This is a genomic window from Halodesulfovibrio aestuarii DSM 17919 = ATCC 29578 (genome assembly GCF_000384815.1).
GTDB classification, from domain to species: domain Bacteria; phylum Desulfobacterota; class Desulfovibrionia; order Desulfovibrionales; family Desulfovibrionaceae; genus Halodesulfovibrio; species Halodesulfovibrio aestuarii.
The window spans coordinates 661643-677740 of record NZ_ARQF01000020.1; the positions used below are offsets into that span (position 1 = coordinate 661643).

The window sequence follows — 16098 nt, forward strand, 5'->3', positions numbered from 1 at the left end:
ATGGAAAACATTATCTATACTCTCCACGACTTTATGCTCCACACCAAGACCATCACATACGTGCTGATGGGTGTGGCTCTGGTCAGCTTTGTCGGTTACTGGATGTTCCTGACCGGCAGAGAAGAAAAAATGAGAAAGTACTAGTCATGAGGGGAGGGTAACCTCCCTCAGGACAAGGAGATAACAATGATAGCATTTCTTACCGGACCGATGCTGTGGGTATCACTGCTGGTATTCTTTGGCGGTCTTACAGTTCGTGCCGTAATGTACGTACGCGGTCTTAACTGGCAGCTTGATCGTGTAGCATATAAGCCGCACATGTCTCTTGGCCTTCGCGGTGCAATTCACTCCATCCGTTGCTGGCTCATCCCGGGCGGCACTTACGGTTGGCGTCAGCAGCCATTTATGGCAACAGGCTTCTTCCTGTTCCATATCGGCGCTATTTTGCTTCCGCTTTTCCTGATCGGACATCAGGAGCTTCTTAAAATGGCATTCGGCTTCAGCCTTCCGACGATACCGTCCAGCGTTGCAGATGCACTTACAGTTCTCGCAATTATCGGCGGCTTCATGCTTGCCATCCGTCGTATTGCACTTCCTGAAGTACGTATTCTTACAACGGCCTACGACTGGTTCATTCTCGGTATTTCTGTAGCACCTTTTGTGACCGGCTTTATCGCCCGTCTACATCTCGGTAATTACGATTTCTGGCTTACCTGTCATATTCTTACCGGCGAAGCTGTGCTGCTTCTGGCACCATTCACTAAGCTGTCCCACATCGTACTGTTCTTCATGTCCCGTGGTCAGCTCGGCATGGATTACAACATTAAGCGCGGTGGCGCTAAACGCGAAACCGCATTCCCGTGGTAACAGTAAGCCGCTAGGAGAAAACAATGCCTCAAGGTACTTTTTGTAACACCACACCTATTGGCAGCGAAGAAGAGCTGAAAGCTCTGCTTGGCGACAAAGGTGGCGCTCAGTACTACGAAGAAATGAAAGAGCTCGACGTTGATTCCGACGCCCTTGGAGCTTTACTCGAAAAAACTTGTCAGTCCCGTATCCATACGTGGCTTGAAATATGTGCCCACTGTGGCATGTGTGCAGATTCCTGTTTCCTGTACCGCGTAAATGATCGCGATCCTAAACAGGTTCCTGCGTATAAAATCCAGTCTACTCTTGGTGAACTGGTTAAGAAAAAAGGCAAAGTGACCAACGAATTCATGCGTCATTGCGTGGACGTTGCATGGTCACAGTGCACCTGTTGTAACCGTTGCGGCATGTACTGCCCGCATGGCATCGACATGGGCGTAATGTTCAGCTACCTTCGCGGCGTTCTCAACTCTCAAGGTTTTGTTCCTTGGGAAATGAAAATCGGCTCCGGTATGCACCGTGTATACAATGCACAGATGGACGTTACCACCGAAGATTGGATCGACACTTGTGAATGGATGGCTGAGGAGTATGAAGAAGAGTGGCCGGGTCTGGAGATTCCTATTGATAAGGAAGACGCAGATATTATGTACACTCTGAACGCTCGTGAGCCTAAACACTACCCTGAAGACCTCGCAGAAGCAGCAATTCTGTTCCACCTTGCAGGAGAAAACTGGACAGTACCAAGCGTGGGCTGGGAACAGACCTCCCTTGCCATGTTTGCCGGAGACTGGGCAGCATGTAAAATGCAGGTTGAATCCGTATACAAAGCTATCGAACGACTTCGTCCGAAGCGTGTTATCGGCACAGAATGTGGCCACGCACACCGCGCAACAGTAATCGAAGGCCCTTACTGGGCTGGTCGTGAAGACGGTTTGCCACCTGCACCATACATTCACTACGTAGAATGGGTTGCAGAAGCCCTGCGCACCGGCAAACTCAAAATCGATCCAGAGAAAAAGATTAAAGAACCTGTTACCCTTCAGGATTCATGTAACTACGTGCGTAACCACGGCTTAGCAAAAGCTACCCGTGAAATCATGAGCTACATAGCTGAAGACTTCCGCGAAATGGGTCCTAAACGTGAGCACAACTACTGCTGTGGCGGTGGTGGCGGCTTTAACGGTATCGGTAAATACCGTAAAGAACGTAACAAAGCGCTCCAGACCAAACGCGACCAGATTCTCGCAACTGGCTGTAAGCTCGTTATAGCACCTTGCCATAACTGCTGGGATGCCATCCGCGATCTTGAAGAGGAATACGAAATCGGCATCCGCTGGTCCTTCCTCAAACCTTTGCTCATTAAAATGGTTATTGTTCCGGATCACCTTAAGCTTCCAGAAGAATAGTCCATAAAGAGCATTACATTTGTTATGGTCACCGGAGCGGAAGGCTACCGCTTTCCGCTCCGGTTTTCATCTTGGCGCCCGGCAGGTGCCCCGCAACGTTTATCCCGAAGAGTACGGTATGAGAAAACGTATCCTTGTTATTGAGGATGATCCGAATGTCCTCGAGTACATGATCAATTTTCTGCAGTCTGGTGATTACGATGCTGTGGGTGCTCAAAACGGAAACACAGCCCTTGATATTGCAGCAGGAACTCCATTTGATCTGATTACCTTGAACATGGAAATGCACAATGATTCCGGAGCAGTAGTTTACAAGGAATTGGCTTCCAGTAGTTATAACAGGGAAACTCCTTTTATCTTTGTGGGTGGCCCCAAAGATATTCATCAGGCCATTCCCAATGCTGTGGCGACTGTAACCAAGCCATTTGATCCCGATAGGATGCTCACCATAATCCGGCAAACTCTCGGCGAATAACTTTTACGCTTTATCTGAATTATGAAATTCACCACACGTAGCCGTTACGCAACGCGTATGCTCCTCGACATAGCAATGAACGAGGAAGATGGTCCTGTCTCCATTAAAGACGTAGCCATGCGGCAAGAAATATCCATTAAGTATTTAGAAAAACTTATGCGTGATCTTAAAAAAGAAGGCTACCTTACCAGCAAGTTAGGGGCTAAAGGTGGCTACCACCTTGCGCGCAATCCTTCCAGAATACGGTTGGGAGAATTGATACAGGCGCTTGAGAAAACTGAACCATGTTACGGCTGCGACGAAAACCATTCTTGCTGCCCGCGCATTCATGTCTGTCTCACCCGCACCATGTGGGAAGAAGCTTCAAAAGCTATGTATCACAAACTTAATCAATTCTCATTGGCAGACCTTATCCACGACTCATCTCTGTGTCCTAAGAACCAGCCAGATTCTGTTCCACCACGAGTTTAATCTCCCCTTCTACAACATTATAGATGTGTCGCTTTTATTTTCTCCCACCCGACACATCTTAATAACCACCAGAAACCGCTTACATTTATAAAAAAACAGCTTGACAGCGAATCAAAAACTTTCCGTCCCAGCCCTTGACTTTAAACACGTAAGGGCATAGTTATGACCAGTTCAGCGCTTGCTGTCGTGCTATTGTTGCGCGCCAAGGCAGAGCACAAAGGTTCGCCTTATGCACTGTTTGCTGAAAACATCCTGTGGCCGTGAGGCCGTCGTTTACGGGGTGGCCTTTTCTCAGGGGCCTCCTTTTTTTTATTTGAGCGACAGGAAATAAGGAAGCAAAAATGACCGGAAACGGACTGTACCAACAGATCAAAGATATCATTACACCACTCATCGATGATGCTGAACTCACCCTGTGGGGTTTTGAACTCGGCTCCGGCCAGCGTATGGTGGTAAGAATTTATGTAGAAGGCCCTGACGGTGTCACCATCGATCAGTGCGCCAAGCTCTCCAGACACATTGGCTTGACGCTCGAAGTTGAAGACGTTCTCTCTGATGCATACACACTGGAAGTTTCATCACCCGGCCTTGAACGCCCGTTTTTCACAGCAGAACAAGTTTCCAAGTATATTGGTAAACCTGTTTCAGTAGTATTGCGCGACCCTCATGATAATTTCCCGGGACGCCGCAAATTCCAAGGCGAAGTCAAGTCCGTAACAAACAACACTATTGTCCTCACTCTTCCTAATGATGAGGGCGACCTGACTTTTGATTGGGATGATCTGAAAAAAGCACACTTGGTACACATTTTTCCTGATACCAGCAAAGGCAAGAAAAAGAAGTAGGCAGACTTAGCGCAAGAGCGAGTCGAAGGAATTCAAATGAGCATGGATATTAAAAAAGCCATAGACCAGATCAGTAAAGATCGCGGCCTTGACCGTGGAATGCTGGTTGATACTTTAGAAGAAGCAGTCCGCACCTCAGTTATTCGTAAATTTGGCGAAGACCTTGATGTGGAGGTAAGCTTTAACGAAGAAACTGGTGAAATTGAGGTATTCCAGTTTAAAGTCGTTACCCGCGATGAAGACATCGAAAACGACGTTACCCAAATTTCCATTGAAGAAGCTCGGGAACACGACCCTTCCGTACAGCTTGACGACGAAATCGGCTTCCGCCTTAAGGTTGAAGACCTTGGTCGTATTGCTGCACAGTCTGCCAAGCAGGTTATTATCCAGCGCATGCGCGATGCTGAGCAGGAAATCATCTATGAAGAATTCAAAGACAGACAAGGTGAGATCTTAAGCGGTATTGTACAGCGCCGTGACAAAGCAGGTTGGATTATCAATCTGGGTCGCACCGAAGCTCTGCTGCCTAAAGACGAACAAATCCCACGTGAACATTACAAACGCGGTGACCGTGTTCAAGCACTGGTTATCGATGTTCGCAAAGAAGGACGCGGTCCTCAGGTTATTGTTTCCCGCTCCCACCCGGACTACATGGCAATGCTCTTTAAGCGTGAAGTTCCGGAAGTTGACGACGGTACCGTTGTAATCATGAACATTGCCCGTGATCCAGGCAGCCGCGCAAAAGCAGCCGTTATGACTCGCGACCGTGATGTTGATCCAGTAGGTGCATGTGTTGGTATCCGTGGTTCCCGTATCCAGAACATTGTTCAGGAATTGCGCGGCGAACGTATCGACATTGTTGTTTGGAGCCCTGAGATCGCCACTTACGCACGTAACGCGTTATCTCCTGCTGTTATCACCCGCATCGTTGTGGATGAAGAAGAAAACATGCTGGAAGTAATCGTGCCGGATAACCAGCTGACCAACGCCATCGGCCGTAAAGGTCAGAACGTTAAGCTTGCTTCTAAGCTTCTCGGCTGGAAAATCGATATATTTACTGAAACTCGCTACAACGAAGGTCACGCAATCGGAAAAGGTCTCGACCAGCTTGCAAGTGTGGCAGAAGTTCCACTTCAGGCATTTGTTGACGCTGGATTCCAGACCATTGAAAAGCTCCAAGACGCTTCAGACGAAGAGCTTCTTACGGTTGAGGGACTTACTGAGTCTAAAATTACCGACCTTCGCACTGCAATCAACTTCCTTTCCTCCGCAATTGAGGGAACTCTGACTGAGGAAGCTGAAGAAACTGCTGATGCTGATGACGCTGCCGAAGCTCCTGTAGCAGCCGAAGAAGCACCAGCTGTAGAAGTTGAAGAAGCAGGCGAAACTGAGGAAACCGTAACCGATAAAAAGGAAACGGAATAATACCGGATGCACAAAGCCATCCGGAAACACCATACACCCGTCCGCAGATGTGTGATATGCCGTGCCAGTTTGCCTAAGAGTGAACTCAAACGATATGTTTGCACACAGACAGAATCCGGTGATACAATACCTGTCTTCGATAAGGAGCAGGTAATGCCGGGTAGAGGTTACTACATCTGCAACAGCCCAGAGTGCGAAAAACGCTTTGCAAAGTTCAGAGGCTGGCGGAAGTAAAGGGGGTTTTTGCTACATGAGTGATAAGAAGATTAAAGTTAAAGAATTAAAAACAGAGTTGAACGTTCCTACCAAGGACATTCTTTCAGCTCTGCGCGAACTTGGGGTCTCCGCAAAAAGCGGTGAAACCTCTATACCGACAGAAATGATAGAGCAGGTTCGCGACCACATAAAAAACGGTCCGGCTAAAAAAGAAGTAATGCGCAAGGAAACTTCCTCTGGCGTTATTGTTCGCCGCCGTAAGAAAGCTGCTAAGCCAGCGGACGCAGCACCTGCAGAAAAAGAACAGGTAGCCGAAGCAGAAAAGGTACAGGAAGAAGTGAAAGAAGTTCCCGCTAAAAAAGAAGCTCCTAAAGCTAAAGCTGTTACCCCTAAAAAGGAAACAAAGCCTGAACCTGCTGCTAAAAGTGCCAAGCCTGCTAAAGAAGAGGCACCAAAGGTACGTGTAGTGAAACCAGAAGAGCTTGCTAAAACAGAAGCCAAAGAAAAGACAGCTGACACCCCCCAGCAGTCCGCTAAAGCTGATGCTCCTAAAAAAGGGCAGAAGCCGGCTCCTGAAGAAAAAATTGAAACTGCTCCTAAAGCTAAAGCCGAAAAAGTAGAAAAAGCTGAAGCGACTCCTAAAGCTAAAGCTGAAAAAGCTGAAGCTGCTCCTAAAAAAGCTGCTCCTGCAAAGGCTGTTAAAGAAAAAGCTGAAACTACTGCTGATGCTGACGGTACTAAGAAAAAGAAAAAGCCTGCTAAAAAACGTGAGGAAGCACCTGCTGCTCCTCAGGTTCGTATAATTTCCCGTCCTGACCCTGCTGTTGCTGCAGCAGAAGCCAGAGAGCGTGAGCAGCGTGCTGCTCGTCCGCAGCAACGCCGCGATGATCGCGGTGGTCGTCCTAACGGCGGCGGACGTCCAGACGGTGGTCAAGGCCGTCCCGGTGGTCAAGGCCGTCCTGGTGGCGGTGCTCCTCGTCCTGGTGGCCCAGGCCGTCCTGGTGGTCAAGGCCGCCCTGGTGGCGGTGCTCCTCGTCCTGCGGGTGGCGGCGCGCCTCGTCCTGCAGGTGGCGGCGGTCGTCCTGCACCAAACTTTACTGATGCTCCGTCTCCGGACAAAGCTGGTGCACGCAATAAAAAACGCGGTAAAGGTAAACGTACTGTAGATTTCAACCAACGCGATACTTTCGATAAGAAAAAACGTGGTGGTAAAGATGGTTTTGGTTCTGATGAGTGGCAGCGCAGCAAGCGCAAGCGCAAAAAGCAGGAACAGACAACGTCTACTCAGCCTCTCAAGGCAGCAAAACGTAAGATTAAAGTTGATGATCACATTCGTGTATCCGACCTTGCTCACCAGATGGGTATTAAGGGTTCCGAGATCATTAAAGTGCTCATGCAGCTTGGTGTAATGGCTACCATTAACCAGTCTCTTGACTTTGATACTGCGATTGTTGTTGCTGGCGAGTTCCAGTACGAAATCGAAAAAGTAGGTTTCTCCGAAGAAGATTACCTCACTCCGCGTGAAGAGGACAAATCAGAGGATCTGAAAATCAGACCTCCGGTTGTTACCATCATGGGTCACGTTGACCACGGTAAAACTTCTTTGCTTGATGCTATCCGCAAATCCAGCATTACCGACCGCGAAGCGGGTGGTATTACCCAGCACATTGGTGCGTACCACGTTGTTACCCCTAACGGTGACCTCTGCTTCCTCGATACCCCGGGCCACGAAGCATTTACAGCTATGCGTGCTCGTGGTGCTAAGGTAACTGATATTGTTATCCTTGTTGTTGCTGCCGACGACGGCGTAATGGAACAGACCCGTGAGGCTGTATCGCACGCCAAAGCTGCTGAAGTACCTATCATCGTAGCTGTCAACAAAATGGATAAAGAAGGTGCTAACCCAGAACGTGTAATGCGCGAACTCTCCGACATCGGACTCGTAGCAGAAGACTGGGGCGGCGACACTATCTTTACTAACGTATCAGCTAAAACTGGTATGGGTCTTGAAGGTCTTCTTGAAATTCTTGCTCTGCAGGCTGAAGTTCTTGAGCTGAAAGCTAACCCGAACAAACCAGCTCGTGGTCACATTGTTGAAGCTAAGCTCGACAAAGGCCGCGGTCCAGTTGCTACAGTACTTGTGCAGGAAGGCACCCTGAAACAGGGCGACATCTTTGTATGTGGCACCTTCTCCGGCCGTGTACGAGCAATGTTTAACGATCAAGGTATGAAAGTAAGCGAAGCTGCTCCTTCCACTCCTGTAGAAGTACAGGGCTTTGACGGTGTACCAGAAGCTGGTGAAGAGTTTGTAGCTCTCGACGACGAAAAAGTAGCACGCCGCATCGCGGATCAACGCGCTATCAAAGAACGCGAACGCGCTCTTGCCCGTGAGTCTAAAGTTACTCTCGAAACCTTCCTCGCAAGCCGTGCTGATGCTGAAGAAGCTCAGGTTCTCAACGTAGTTCTTAAAGCTGACGTACAGGGTTCTGTTGAAGCAATCGTTGATGCTCTTCGTAAGCAGGCAACAGAGAAAGTTAAAGTCGACGTTATTCACTCCGGCGCAGGTTCAATTACAGAATCCGACATTCTCCTTGCTTCCGCATCTAACGCAGTTATCATTGGCTTTAACGTTCGCCCAACCGTGAAAGTTAAAGACGTTGCTGAGCAGGAAGGCGTAGACATCCGCTTCTACGACATTATCTACAAGCTCGTGGAAGAAGTTCGCGCAGCTATGGCTGGTATTCTTGCCCCTATCGTTAAGGAGCAGTACCTCGGTCAGGCTGTTGTTCGCGAAACCTTCAGCGTACCTAAAATCGGTGTTATCGCCGGTTGTCACGTTGACGACGGTAAAATCACCCGTAACGCTGGCGTTCGTCTGCTTCGCGATGGTGTGGTTATCTATACTGGTAAAATCTCTTCCCTCAAGCGCTTCAAAGACGACGCTAAAGAGGTTATGAAGGGCTACGAGTGTGGTATCGGACTCGAACGCTTTAACGACATCAAAATTGGTGACGCTATCGAAGCATTTGAAGAAGTAGAAGAAGCCGCTACCCTGTAAGTAATAAATACAAATCGCGGAATCGGATTCCCGTCCGGTTCCGCGATTTTATATTTTTCTTTAGCTTTCACCGACTCTCCGAGAAGTGAAGCTTCCCCCGTACCCTCCTGACCACGATTGCAGATTAAGGGCGGGGATAAAAAAATGATTAACTATATTCGGTGCTGTTATGATTATCGGAGTACTGCGGGTTGAATATGCCTTACATGGCAACGATTCCCTGAAAGGCAAACGGCGTATCGCCAATAGCCTGAAGTCAAAGGTTCGTAACAAATTTAATGTTTCCATCGCAGAAGTGGGCTCAGAGAATTCTATGGGCACCTTAGCACTCAGCATTGTAAGCGTAAGCAACAGTGAAAAGCACTTGCAGAGCAGACTCACAAAATGCCTGAGCATGATGGAAGCTGTATGCCATGAAGAAATGACATTCAGCGACATGGAGTTTTTTGGCGTTGAATAACATCAGCAGACTTCCTGTCTGATTCACTACGTCAAGACCACAGACTGTTGGACTTAACCATCCAATACACCAAATTTAAGACCAAAAAGAACAATAACAATGCCAAACGAAGTAGCACAAATTGCACAGGCGATTCGCGCCGATGATATATTTCTTCTCACAGCCCATGTTAACCCTGACGGCGATGCTGTTGGGTCTATTGCTGCGATGGCATGGCTGCTTACCGGATTAGGTAAAAAGCCAATTATCTTTTTGGAATCGGGTATTCCCTCCTATCTTGAGTGGGTAGAGCTGCCGGGCAAGGTTATAACAACTGCAGAAGAACTTGCAGTCTGCGAACCTGATCGCATTATTGTCATGGATTGTGGAGACGCCCAACGCTCCGGCAAGATCATGACTGAATTCCTCGAGCACACCACAGCACCTGTAGTCAACATTGACCATCACCTGAATAACCCTATGTTTGGTGACATCAATCTTGTTGAAATAACATCCAGCTCCACGGGAGAACTGGTTGCAGACGTTCTGGACGAGTTAGGTGTTCCCTATGAAGGGTTTCTTGGAGAAGGGCTATACTTGGCAATAAGTTCAGACACAGGACGCTTTGCTTTCAACAGTACAACAGCCCGTGCACATGACATTGCCTCAAAAATTATCAGTGCCGGCTTAAAGCCGGGAGATTTCAACGAAAGGCTGGATAGCGGCTGGAGCTTAAACAAAATTAACCTCTGGGCAGAGCTCTTTGCGAATATTGAAATTGCGCTTAACGGAAAAGTAGCATATCTGACACTTCCTAAAGCACTATTTGAACGTACTGGTACAATATATTCAGATGTAGAATTAATCATTAACTATCTTCGAAAGATAGAGAATGTAGATGTTGCAATGACCGTACGCGAGACAGAATCTGGCTCCAAAGTGAGCTTGCGTTCTCATGGTGCAGTGAATGTACAAAAAATGGCAGCAAGCCTTGGCGGTGGCGGACACAAAAATGCCGCCGGAATCAACCTTGATCTCCCGCTCAAAAAAACTGTTGAAACCTTGCTTGCCACTATTGCTCAGAATCTGGTATTAAACGAGGCATAAGTTTACATGGCACAAGTTCCACAGCAGCACGGTATTCTGCTTCTCAATAAGCCTAAGGGACCTTCCTCTGGTGGATGCATCAGCAAGATAAAACGTCTCGGGCAAAAAAAAATCGGTCACGCTGGCACCCTTGACCCTATGGCTCAGGGACTGCTGATCGTATTACTTGGACAGGGCACTAAACTGTCCAACTATCTTATGACCGGCGGCGAAAAAGTGTATTCCGGCACCATTAAGCTTGGTGAAACAACGGACACATGGGACGCGGAAGGTCAGATAACAGATACCGCAGACTGGCAGCATATCACCGAAGAAGATGTGCGTGCGGAAGTTGCACATTGGCTTGAAGTGACTGAGCAGGAAGTTCCTGCATTCTCAGCGGCAAAACACAAAGGGAAATCCTTGTATAAGCTGGCGCGAGAAGGTAAAGAAACACCGGTTAAGATAAAAACCGTAAAAATTTCCGAAGCAGCAACTCTATCGGTAGAGTTGCCGTTTCTCCGTTTCCGGGTGCGGTGCAGCACTGGTACGTATATTCGGTCCCTGGCCCACAGCTTGGGGATTCGATTGAAGTGCGGGGCAGTTCTCACTGAACTGATCCGGGAATACAGCCATCCGTTCTCGCTGGACAATGCTTGCGAGCCCGATGAGTTGGTCGACAATCCAGAATTGCTTGAATCCAAGATTATTTCCTTGGAACAAGCGTTGCCAACCTGGCCGAAAATTATCCTCAGTGATGAGGAAGTTGCTTTGGTCAAAAACGGCAATCCTATTCCGTACGACCCAGAAAAAATTGCTAACATGCCGTTTTCTGTCGGCATTAATGCAATGCTTCTGGACTCAAACAGAACGCCTCTGGCTCTTGTTGAAACAAACATCGTGCAACGCCAGCCTGTATGGTCCATCCTGCGCGGTCTTTGGTAACCTTAATTAACCCATTTATCCTTGGAGGATATCGCTGTGGTAATGACACCTGAAACTAAGCAGGCAGTTATTAATGAATTTGCTCAGAAAGAAGGAGACACCGGTTCTCCAGAAGTACAGGTAGCTCTTCTGACTGCCCGTATCAAATACCTTACTGAACACTTCAAAGAGCACAAACACGACTACCATTCCCGTACTGGTCTGTTGAAACTTGTTGGTCAGCGTCGTAAGCTTCTGAAGTACCTTGCTCACAAGGACATTCAGCGCTACCGTGATCTCATCAAGAAGCTTGGCCTTCGTAAGTAGGCATTTTTACAGGGGAATCCGTAGGATTCCCCTGTTCTCATATATTTATTGTATCCAATAGGCTTACAGAAGACTTAAGATATTTCTTCTAGAAAGCTGGGGTTCCCAGCTTGAATACCTATTAAGATACCTACGCAGTATCGCGAAAGGGGGGTCCGGGAAGAAGGTTTTTCCCCCGCTTAGCAGCACTTAGAACGGCTAAAATTAGCCTGCTAAAAGCACTCTCCCCGGAATCCCCTTCGCCAAACGATGAGGATTTATGATGGAAAATAAATTTGGCGCACAGCGCCTTACCGCCACTATTGGCGGCAAAGAAATTACTTTTGAGACCGGTCGCCTTGCTAATCAAGCTGATGGCTCAATCTGGATTCAGTGCGGTGGCACAGTAGTTCTCGTAACAGCTTGTACCCAGCCAACTGACCGTGATCTTGGCTTCTTCCCGCTTACCGTTGAGTACACAGAAAAAATGTACGCAGCAGGTCGCATTCCCGGCTCTTTCTTCCGCCGTGAAATGGGTCGTCCATCCGAACGTGAAACCCTTTGCGCTCGTGTAATTGACCGCCCTATCCGTCCAATGTTCCCTAAAGGGTTCCGCGACGAAGTGCAGATTCTTGCAAACGTTATCTCTTCTGACCAGCTCAATGAGTCTGACGTTCTTGCTCTTACTGGTGCTTCTGCTGCTCTCAGCATCTCTTCTGTTCCTTTCAATGGTCCTATTGCCGGTGCACGTGTTTGTCGCGTCGGTGGCGAGTTCGTACTGAACCCGACTGTTAAAGAACAGGAAGGCGCTGACCTTAACCTCGTATTCGCAGCATCCCGCGACGCTGTTGTAATGGTAGAAGGCGAAGCTAACTTCGTACCGGAAACTGTTATCGCAGAAGCTCTTGACTGGGGTCACAAAGAAATCACTCCTCTCTTCGACGTTCAGGACAAACTCCGTGAACTTTGTGGTAAAGAGAAAATTGAATTTGTAGCACCAGTTCCTAACGAAGAGTTGAAAGCTCGCGTTGAAGAACTCGCAATGGAAGACCTTAAAGCAGCCCTTCAGGTCGCTGACAAAATGGAACGCAAAGTTGCTCGCAAAGCTGTAAAAGTTAAGGTTATGGAAGCTCTTTCTGCTGAACCACAGTATGAAGAAGATCCATCACCGCTTTCAGAAGTTGGCGAAATTCTCGGCGCTCTTGAAAAAACTATTGTACGTACTCGTATCCACAAAGAAGGCCTGCGTATCGACGGTCGCGACGTAAAAACAGTACGTCCGATTATTGTTGAAACAGGCGTCCTTCCACGTGCTCACGGTTCTTCTATTTTTGCACGCGGCGAAACCAAGTCCATGGTTGTTACAACTCTTGGTTCCACCACAGATGAGCAGCGCATGGACTCCCTTATGGGTGACGTAACCAAGCGCTTTATGCTCCATTACAACTTCGCACCGTACTGCGTTGGCGAAGTTAAAATGGTTCGCGTATCACGCCGCGAAATCGGTCACGGTGCATTAGCAGAAAGAGCTCTGCGTCCAATCCTTCCTGCAAGCGAAGACTTCCCGTTCACGGTTCGTGTCGTTTCTGAAACAATGGAATCCAACGGTTCTTCTTCAATGGCGGCGGTGACTGGCGGCTGCATGTCCCTTATGGACGCAGGTGTACCAGTTAAAGCTCCTGTTGCAGGTATCGCAATGGGCCTTATCAAAGAAGGCGACGACTACATCGTTCTTACCGATATTCTCGGTGACGAAGATGCACTCGGCGATATGGACTTCAAAATTGCCGGTACCGCTGAAGGCATTACCGCAGTTCAGATGGACATCAAAATCTCCGGTATCCCTTCTGACGTAATGGTACGTGCTCTTGATCAGGCTCGTGAAGCTCGTCTGCACATTCTTGATGAAATGGCAAAAGAACTTCCTTCCTCCCGTGAAGAGCTCTCCAAATACGCTCCGCAGATTGCGACCGTTGAAGTTAACCCGGATGTTATTCGCGTTATCATCGGCCCTGGTGGTAAAAACATCAAAGCTATTACCGCTGCAACCGATGCTTCTATCGACATTGAAGACAGCGGCAAAGTAACCATCTTCGCACCTACGCTCGAATCCCTTGAGCAGGCTCGTGAAATGGTTCAGTACTACGACCAGCGTGCAGAGCTTGGCAAAGATTACATGGGCAAAGTTAAGAAAATTCTTGAGATCGGTGCGATTGTTGAGATTCTTCCTAACGTGGAAGCTCTTGTACATATCTCCCAGCTCGATATCGCTCGTGTTGAAAAAGTAGAAGATCTCGTATCCCTCGGTGAGGACATGAAAGTTAAGGTTATCGAAATCAACGATGGCCGAGTTCGTGCTTCCCGCAAAGCAGTTCTTCTCGAAGCTCAAGGTACTCCTTGGACTCCGGAATCCACAGCGCGTCCACAGCGTCGTCCTGCTGGCCGTGATGATCGCCGTGGCGGTGGTCGTGATGACCGTCGTAGTGGTGGTCGTCGTGATGATCGTCGTGATGATCGTCGTGGTGGCCGTCGCTAGTAAGTGACTTTAAAAAAGAGCGGAAGCATCGCTTTCGCTCTTTTTTTATACCCCCACGCCATGCAACCTCACTCACGGCTCACACAAAGAACATGGAATTCCCCGCCTTGTTCGGTCTGTCTGCCTGACGTCACAGGCGTATTACATATGCGAAAATTATTCGCCAAAAGCGCCGAGATTGCATGAACTGTAATTTATTTTAAGCATAATAAAATATATTTTGAATCAGCAAATCCAATTGACATAAACCATATCTGATAGATAACATAACTTTTCCCTGATGTTCATAGGGGGGAGAACATCTATCAGAGTTCAGATTCAACGTACTGTTTCCGGGGGGAAAACAGCAAGAGAAGAGTAATTATGTACAGAGTGGATCACCTCCAGGCTCGGCATTTTGAGACGATGCAGCAGCTTTCAAAGGATCAGGAAAAAAGTGCTCGTAAACTACAATATCAATTAGACCAGATTGATGAGGCTTTTAATGAGTTGAATGAGACGCTTACGACAAGTTTTTTCGATGCTACCCCAGCACATGTCAAACCCCCTCGTATCGGCGGATTTTTCTCACACATAAAAGGGTTATTCCTTTAATTTTCGCTGCTGCTTTTCAGGCGGATTTTTTTCTAGCAGTCAGCAGAAAACCAAAATTTACTTATACATAAGAACATCCCGCCCGTACAACGGGCAGGATGTTTCCTATTTTCTATCCAGCATATTTTTGCGTTAAAAACGTCAACAGACTAGCGTGCCATAAAGTCGTCCATCTCAAGGGTATATAGTTCTTTCGCCTGCGGCGCAGGTGGATTTCCACTTACGGCATCCGGCGTCATGACAAGCACTCGTGCCACAAGCTTACGCCCTATCAGTCTATCATACATTTCCATTTTATATCCCGAAGCTAGCTGGTGTCCCATCTTCTTAATATAGTCAGCATAACGACGGTATTCAAGGCTCGTGTTATTGGGATCAAGCTGATACGTATTTTTGCGCCAGCTGCTACCCCATTTGGAAACACCAGTCCCTACCAGCGGACGGAAAAAATATCTATCACCCGTCACCCGCATAACCTGCGAAAGAATATACGCTTCACCATCACCAAATACCGTTGTATTAAACGTTTGGTATGGGAACGCTCCACTCTCCCAAACAGTCGGCAAGACACTAACACTAACACTGCCTATTTTCTCAAACCCTTGAGGCAACTTAAGCTGTGAAGTACCATAAACCGTATACATACGGGTCTGCGGATTATATCGGGCACCGCAGCCGACAATTATCAACAGCACTACCATCAAAATACAAACCTTAGAGATTTTTCTCATTGCGCACCTCACATCGCTTTCCTCAGAATAGTTTTCCATTATCAAAAAACACTATGGAATTACATCACACTTTATTTCGTTTTTCTTAACAGTCTCATATGACACAAGCGGATACAGCTGATTAAATTGCGGTATAGAAGCACTAGCCCCTGTCGAAGGAGTAAACTCCAATACCCGTGCGATAATACGACCTGAAAAACGCTTTGCATATACTGTCACTGCAAATGATTCAGGAAGCGACTGTCCCTGTTGTTTTATGTACTCAATATACTGCCTATATTCATTATTATCTGTATTCACCGGTACTGTAAATGATGTACGCTGCCAACTGTTTCCCCAACGTTCCGCTGTTTCATTTGCCAACGGCTCAAAATAATAAATATCAGTCCCAAGCTGTGTCCACTGTGTCAGATAGTATGTACCGTCATTTTCATACACCGTTGTCGACAAATACTGAGGAAGAGACATACCCGGAATGGTTATCGCCGGGCTCCACGACACTTCAACGGTACCAAGCTTGGTAAACGATGAAGACAGATTAATAAAAATATACCCATAGACAACCTCCCGCCTTTCCTGAACATCTTCACCAAACATAGCATCATCACCAAACATAGACGGAAGCATTTTGGAGCAGCCCACTATGGCTGCACAGCAAATCAGGAACCAAAATAGTCCTCTCTGTAGTCGTTTCATGCCTGTGATACTCCTTAAAA

Annotated in this window: 16 protein-coding genes; 14 read left to right on the forward strand and 2 right to left on the reverse strand. The window is 47.6% G+C overall.

What is annotated here, in order from left to right; translation table 11 throughout:
* The 14 genes from hmcD to pnp all read left to right on the forward strand — a co-directional run bounded on the left by hmcD (nucleotide 1) and on the right by pnp (nucleotide 14057).
* Complete coding sequence (hmcD, locus tag F461_RS19315) at nucleotides 1-144, forward strand: sulfate respiration complex protein HmcD (RefSeq protein ID WP_020000813.1); 144 nt, start codon at nucleotides 1-3, stop codon at nucleotides 142-144.
* A 42-nt stretch (nucleotides 145-186) separates the two neighbouring features.
* On the forward strand, nucleotides 187-867 hold the full coding sequence (hmcE, locus tag F461_RS0108930; protein ID WP_020000814.1) for a sulfate respiration complex protein HmcE: 681 nt from the start codon (nucleotides 187-189) through the stop codon (nucleotides 865-867).
* A gap of 23 nt (nucleotides 868-890) precedes the next feature.
* Nucleotides 891-2276 carry a sulfate respiration complex iron-sulfur protein HmcF gene (gene hmcF, locus F461_RS0108935; RefSeq protein ID WP_020000815.1) on the forward strand — a complete coding sequence of 462 codons (1386 nt, stop codon included), beginning with the start codon at nucleotides 891-893 and terminating at the stop codon, nucleotides 2274-2276.
* A 118-nt stretch (nucleotides 2277-2394) separates the two neighbouring features.
* Nucleotides 2395-2751, forward strand: coding sequence for a response regulator (locus F461_RS0108940; protein ID WP_020000816.1), 357 nt, complete (start codon nucleotides 2395-2397; stop codon nucleotides 2749-2751).
* Nucleotides 2752-2772: 21 nt separating this feature from the next.
* Nucleotides 2773-3222, forward strand: a complete 450-nt coding sequence (locus tag F461_RS0108945; RefSeq protein WP_020000817.1) for an RrF2 family transcriptional regulator — start codon at nucleotides 2773-2775, stop codon at nucleotides 3220-3222.
* Nucleotides 3223-3563: 341 nt separating this feature from the next.
* Complete coding sequence (locus F461_RS0108955) at nucleotides 3564-4067, forward strand: LSm family protein (RefSeq protein WP_020000819.1); 504 nt, start codon at nucleotides 3564-3566, stop codon at nucleotides 4065-4067.
* A 36-nt stretch (nucleotides 4068-4103) separates the two neighbouring features.
* A complete protein-coding gene (gene nusA, locus F461_RS0108960) occupies nucleotides 4104-5492 on the forward strand; it encodes a transcription termination factor NusA (RefSeq protein WP_020000820.1) in 1389 nt (462 codons plus the stop codon).
* Nucleotides 5493-5498: 6 nt separating this feature from the next.
* A complete protein-coding gene (locus F461_RS19050; protein WP_073020969.1) occupies nucleotides 5499-5726 on the forward strand; it encodes a YlxR family protein in 228 nt (75 codons plus the stop codon).
* A gap of 16 nt (nucleotides 5727-5742) precedes the next feature.
* Complete coding sequence (gene infB / locus F461_RS0108965) at nucleotides 5743-8766, forward strand: translation initiation factor IF-2 (protein ID WP_020000821.1); 3024 nt, start codon at nucleotides 5743-5745, stop codon at nucleotides 8764-8766.
* Between the two features lie 169 nt (nucleotides 8767-8935).
* Nucleotides 8936-9226, forward strand: coding sequence for a DUF503 domain-containing protein (locus tag F461_RS0108970; RefSeq protein WP_020000822.1), 291 nt, complete (start codon nucleotides 8936-8938; stop codon nucleotides 9224-9226).
* Between the two features lie 99 nt (nucleotides 9227-9325).
* A complete protein-coding gene (locus tag F461_RS0108975) occupies nucleotides 9326-10312 on the forward strand; it encodes a DHH family phosphoesterase (protein ID WP_020000823.1) in 987 nt (328 codons plus the stop codon).
* 6 nt (nucleotides 10313-10318) lie between these two features.
* Nucleotides 10319-11236, forward strand: coding sequence for a tRNA pseudouridine(55) synthase TruB (truB, locus tag F461_RS0108980; protein WP_020000824.1), 918 nt, complete (start codon nucleotides 10319-10321; stop codon nucleotides 11234-11236).
* Nucleotides 11237-11272: 36 nt separating this feature from the next.
* Nucleotides 11273-11542 (forward strand): 30S ribosomal protein S15, encoded by a 270-nt coding sequence (gene rpsO / locus F461_RS0108985; RefSeq protein ID WP_020000825.1) that lies wholly within the window; start codon nucleotides 11273-11275, stop codon nucleotides 11540-11542.
* Between the two features lie 262 nt (nucleotides 11543-11804).
* Entirely contained in the window at nucleotides 11805-14057 is a 2253-nt protein-coding gene (gene pnp / locus F461_RS0108990; RefSeq protein WP_026364706.1) for a polyribonucleotide nucleotidyltransferase, read from the forward strand.
* Between the two features lie 743 nt (nucleotides 14058-14800).
* On the opposite strand, the gene F461_RS0109000 is transcribed toward pnp, so the two are convergent.
* Nucleotides 14801-15382 carry a hypothetical protein gene (locus tag F461_RS0109000; RefSeq protein WP_026364707.1) on the reverse strand — a complete coding sequence of 194 codons (582 nt, stop codon included), beginning with the start codon at nucleotides 15380-15382 and terminating at the stop codon, nucleotides 14801-14803.
* A gap of 51 nt (nucleotides 15383-15433) precedes the next feature.
* Nucleotides 15434-16078, reverse strand: a complete 645-nt coding sequence (locus F461_RS0109005; RefSeq protein ID WP_020000829.1) for a hypothetical protein — start codon at nucleotides 16076-16078, stop codon at nucleotides 15434-15436.
* Nucleotides 16079-16098 lie beyond the last annotated feature (20 nt).

Bases quoted from the DNA above. Each gene is read 5' to 3' on its own strand.
- hmcD (WP_020000813.1), top strand. From the start codon at position 1: ATGGAAAACATTATCTATACTCTCCACGACTTTATGCTCCACACCAAG.
- hmcE (WP_020000814.1), top strand. From the start codon at position 187: ATGATAGCATTTCTTACCGGACCGATGCTGTGGGTATCACTGCTGGTA.
- hmcF (WP_020000815.1), top strand. From the start codon at position 891: ATGCCTCAAGGTACTTTTTGTAACACCACACCTATTGGCAGCGAAGAA.
- F461_RS0108940 (WP_020000816.1), top strand. From the start codon at position 2,395: ATGAGAAAACGTATCCTTGTTATTGAGGATGATCCGAATGTCCTCGAG.
- F461_RS0108945 (WP_020000817.1), top strand. From the start codon at position 2,773: ATGAAATTCACCACACGTAGCCGTTACGCAACGCGTATGCTCCTCGAC.
- F461_RS0108955 (WP_020000819.1), top strand. From the start codon at position 3,564: ATGACCGGAAACGGACTGTACCAACAGATCAAAGATATCATTACACCA.
- nusA (WP_020000820.1), top strand. From the start codon at position 4,104: ATGAGCATGGATATTAAAAAAGCCATAGACCAGATCAGTAAAGATCGC.
- F461_RS19050 (WP_073020969.1), top strand. From the start codon at position 5,499: ATGCACAAAGCCATCCGGAAACACCATACACCCGTCCGCAGATGTGTG.
- infB (WP_020000821.1), top strand. From the start codon at position 5,743: ATGAGTGATAAGAAGATTAAAGTTAAAGAATTAAAAACAGAGTTGAAC.
- F461_RS0108970 (WP_020000822.1), top strand. From the start codon at position 8,936: ATGATTATCGGAGTACTGCGGGTTGAATATGCCTTACATGGCAACGAT.
- F461_RS0108975 (WP_020000823.1), top strand. From the start codon at position 9,326: ATGCCAAACGAAGTAGCACAAATTGCACAGGCGATTCGCGCCGATGAT.
- truB (WP_020000824.1), top strand. From the start codon at position 10,319: ATGGCACAAGTTCCACAGCAGCACGGTATTCTGCTTCTCAATAAGCCT.
- pnp (WP_026364706.1), top strand. From the start codon at position 11,805: ATGGAAAATAAATTTGGCGCACAGCGCCTTACCGCCACTATTGGCGGC.
- F461_RS0109000 (WP_026364707.1), bottom strand. From the start codon at position 15,382: ATGAGAAAAATCTCTAAGGTTTGTATTTTGATGGTAGTGCTGTTGATA.
- F461_RS0109005 (WP_020000829.1), bottom strand. From the start codon at position 16,078: ATGAAACGACTACAGAGAGGACTATTTTGGTTCCTGATTTGCTGTGCA.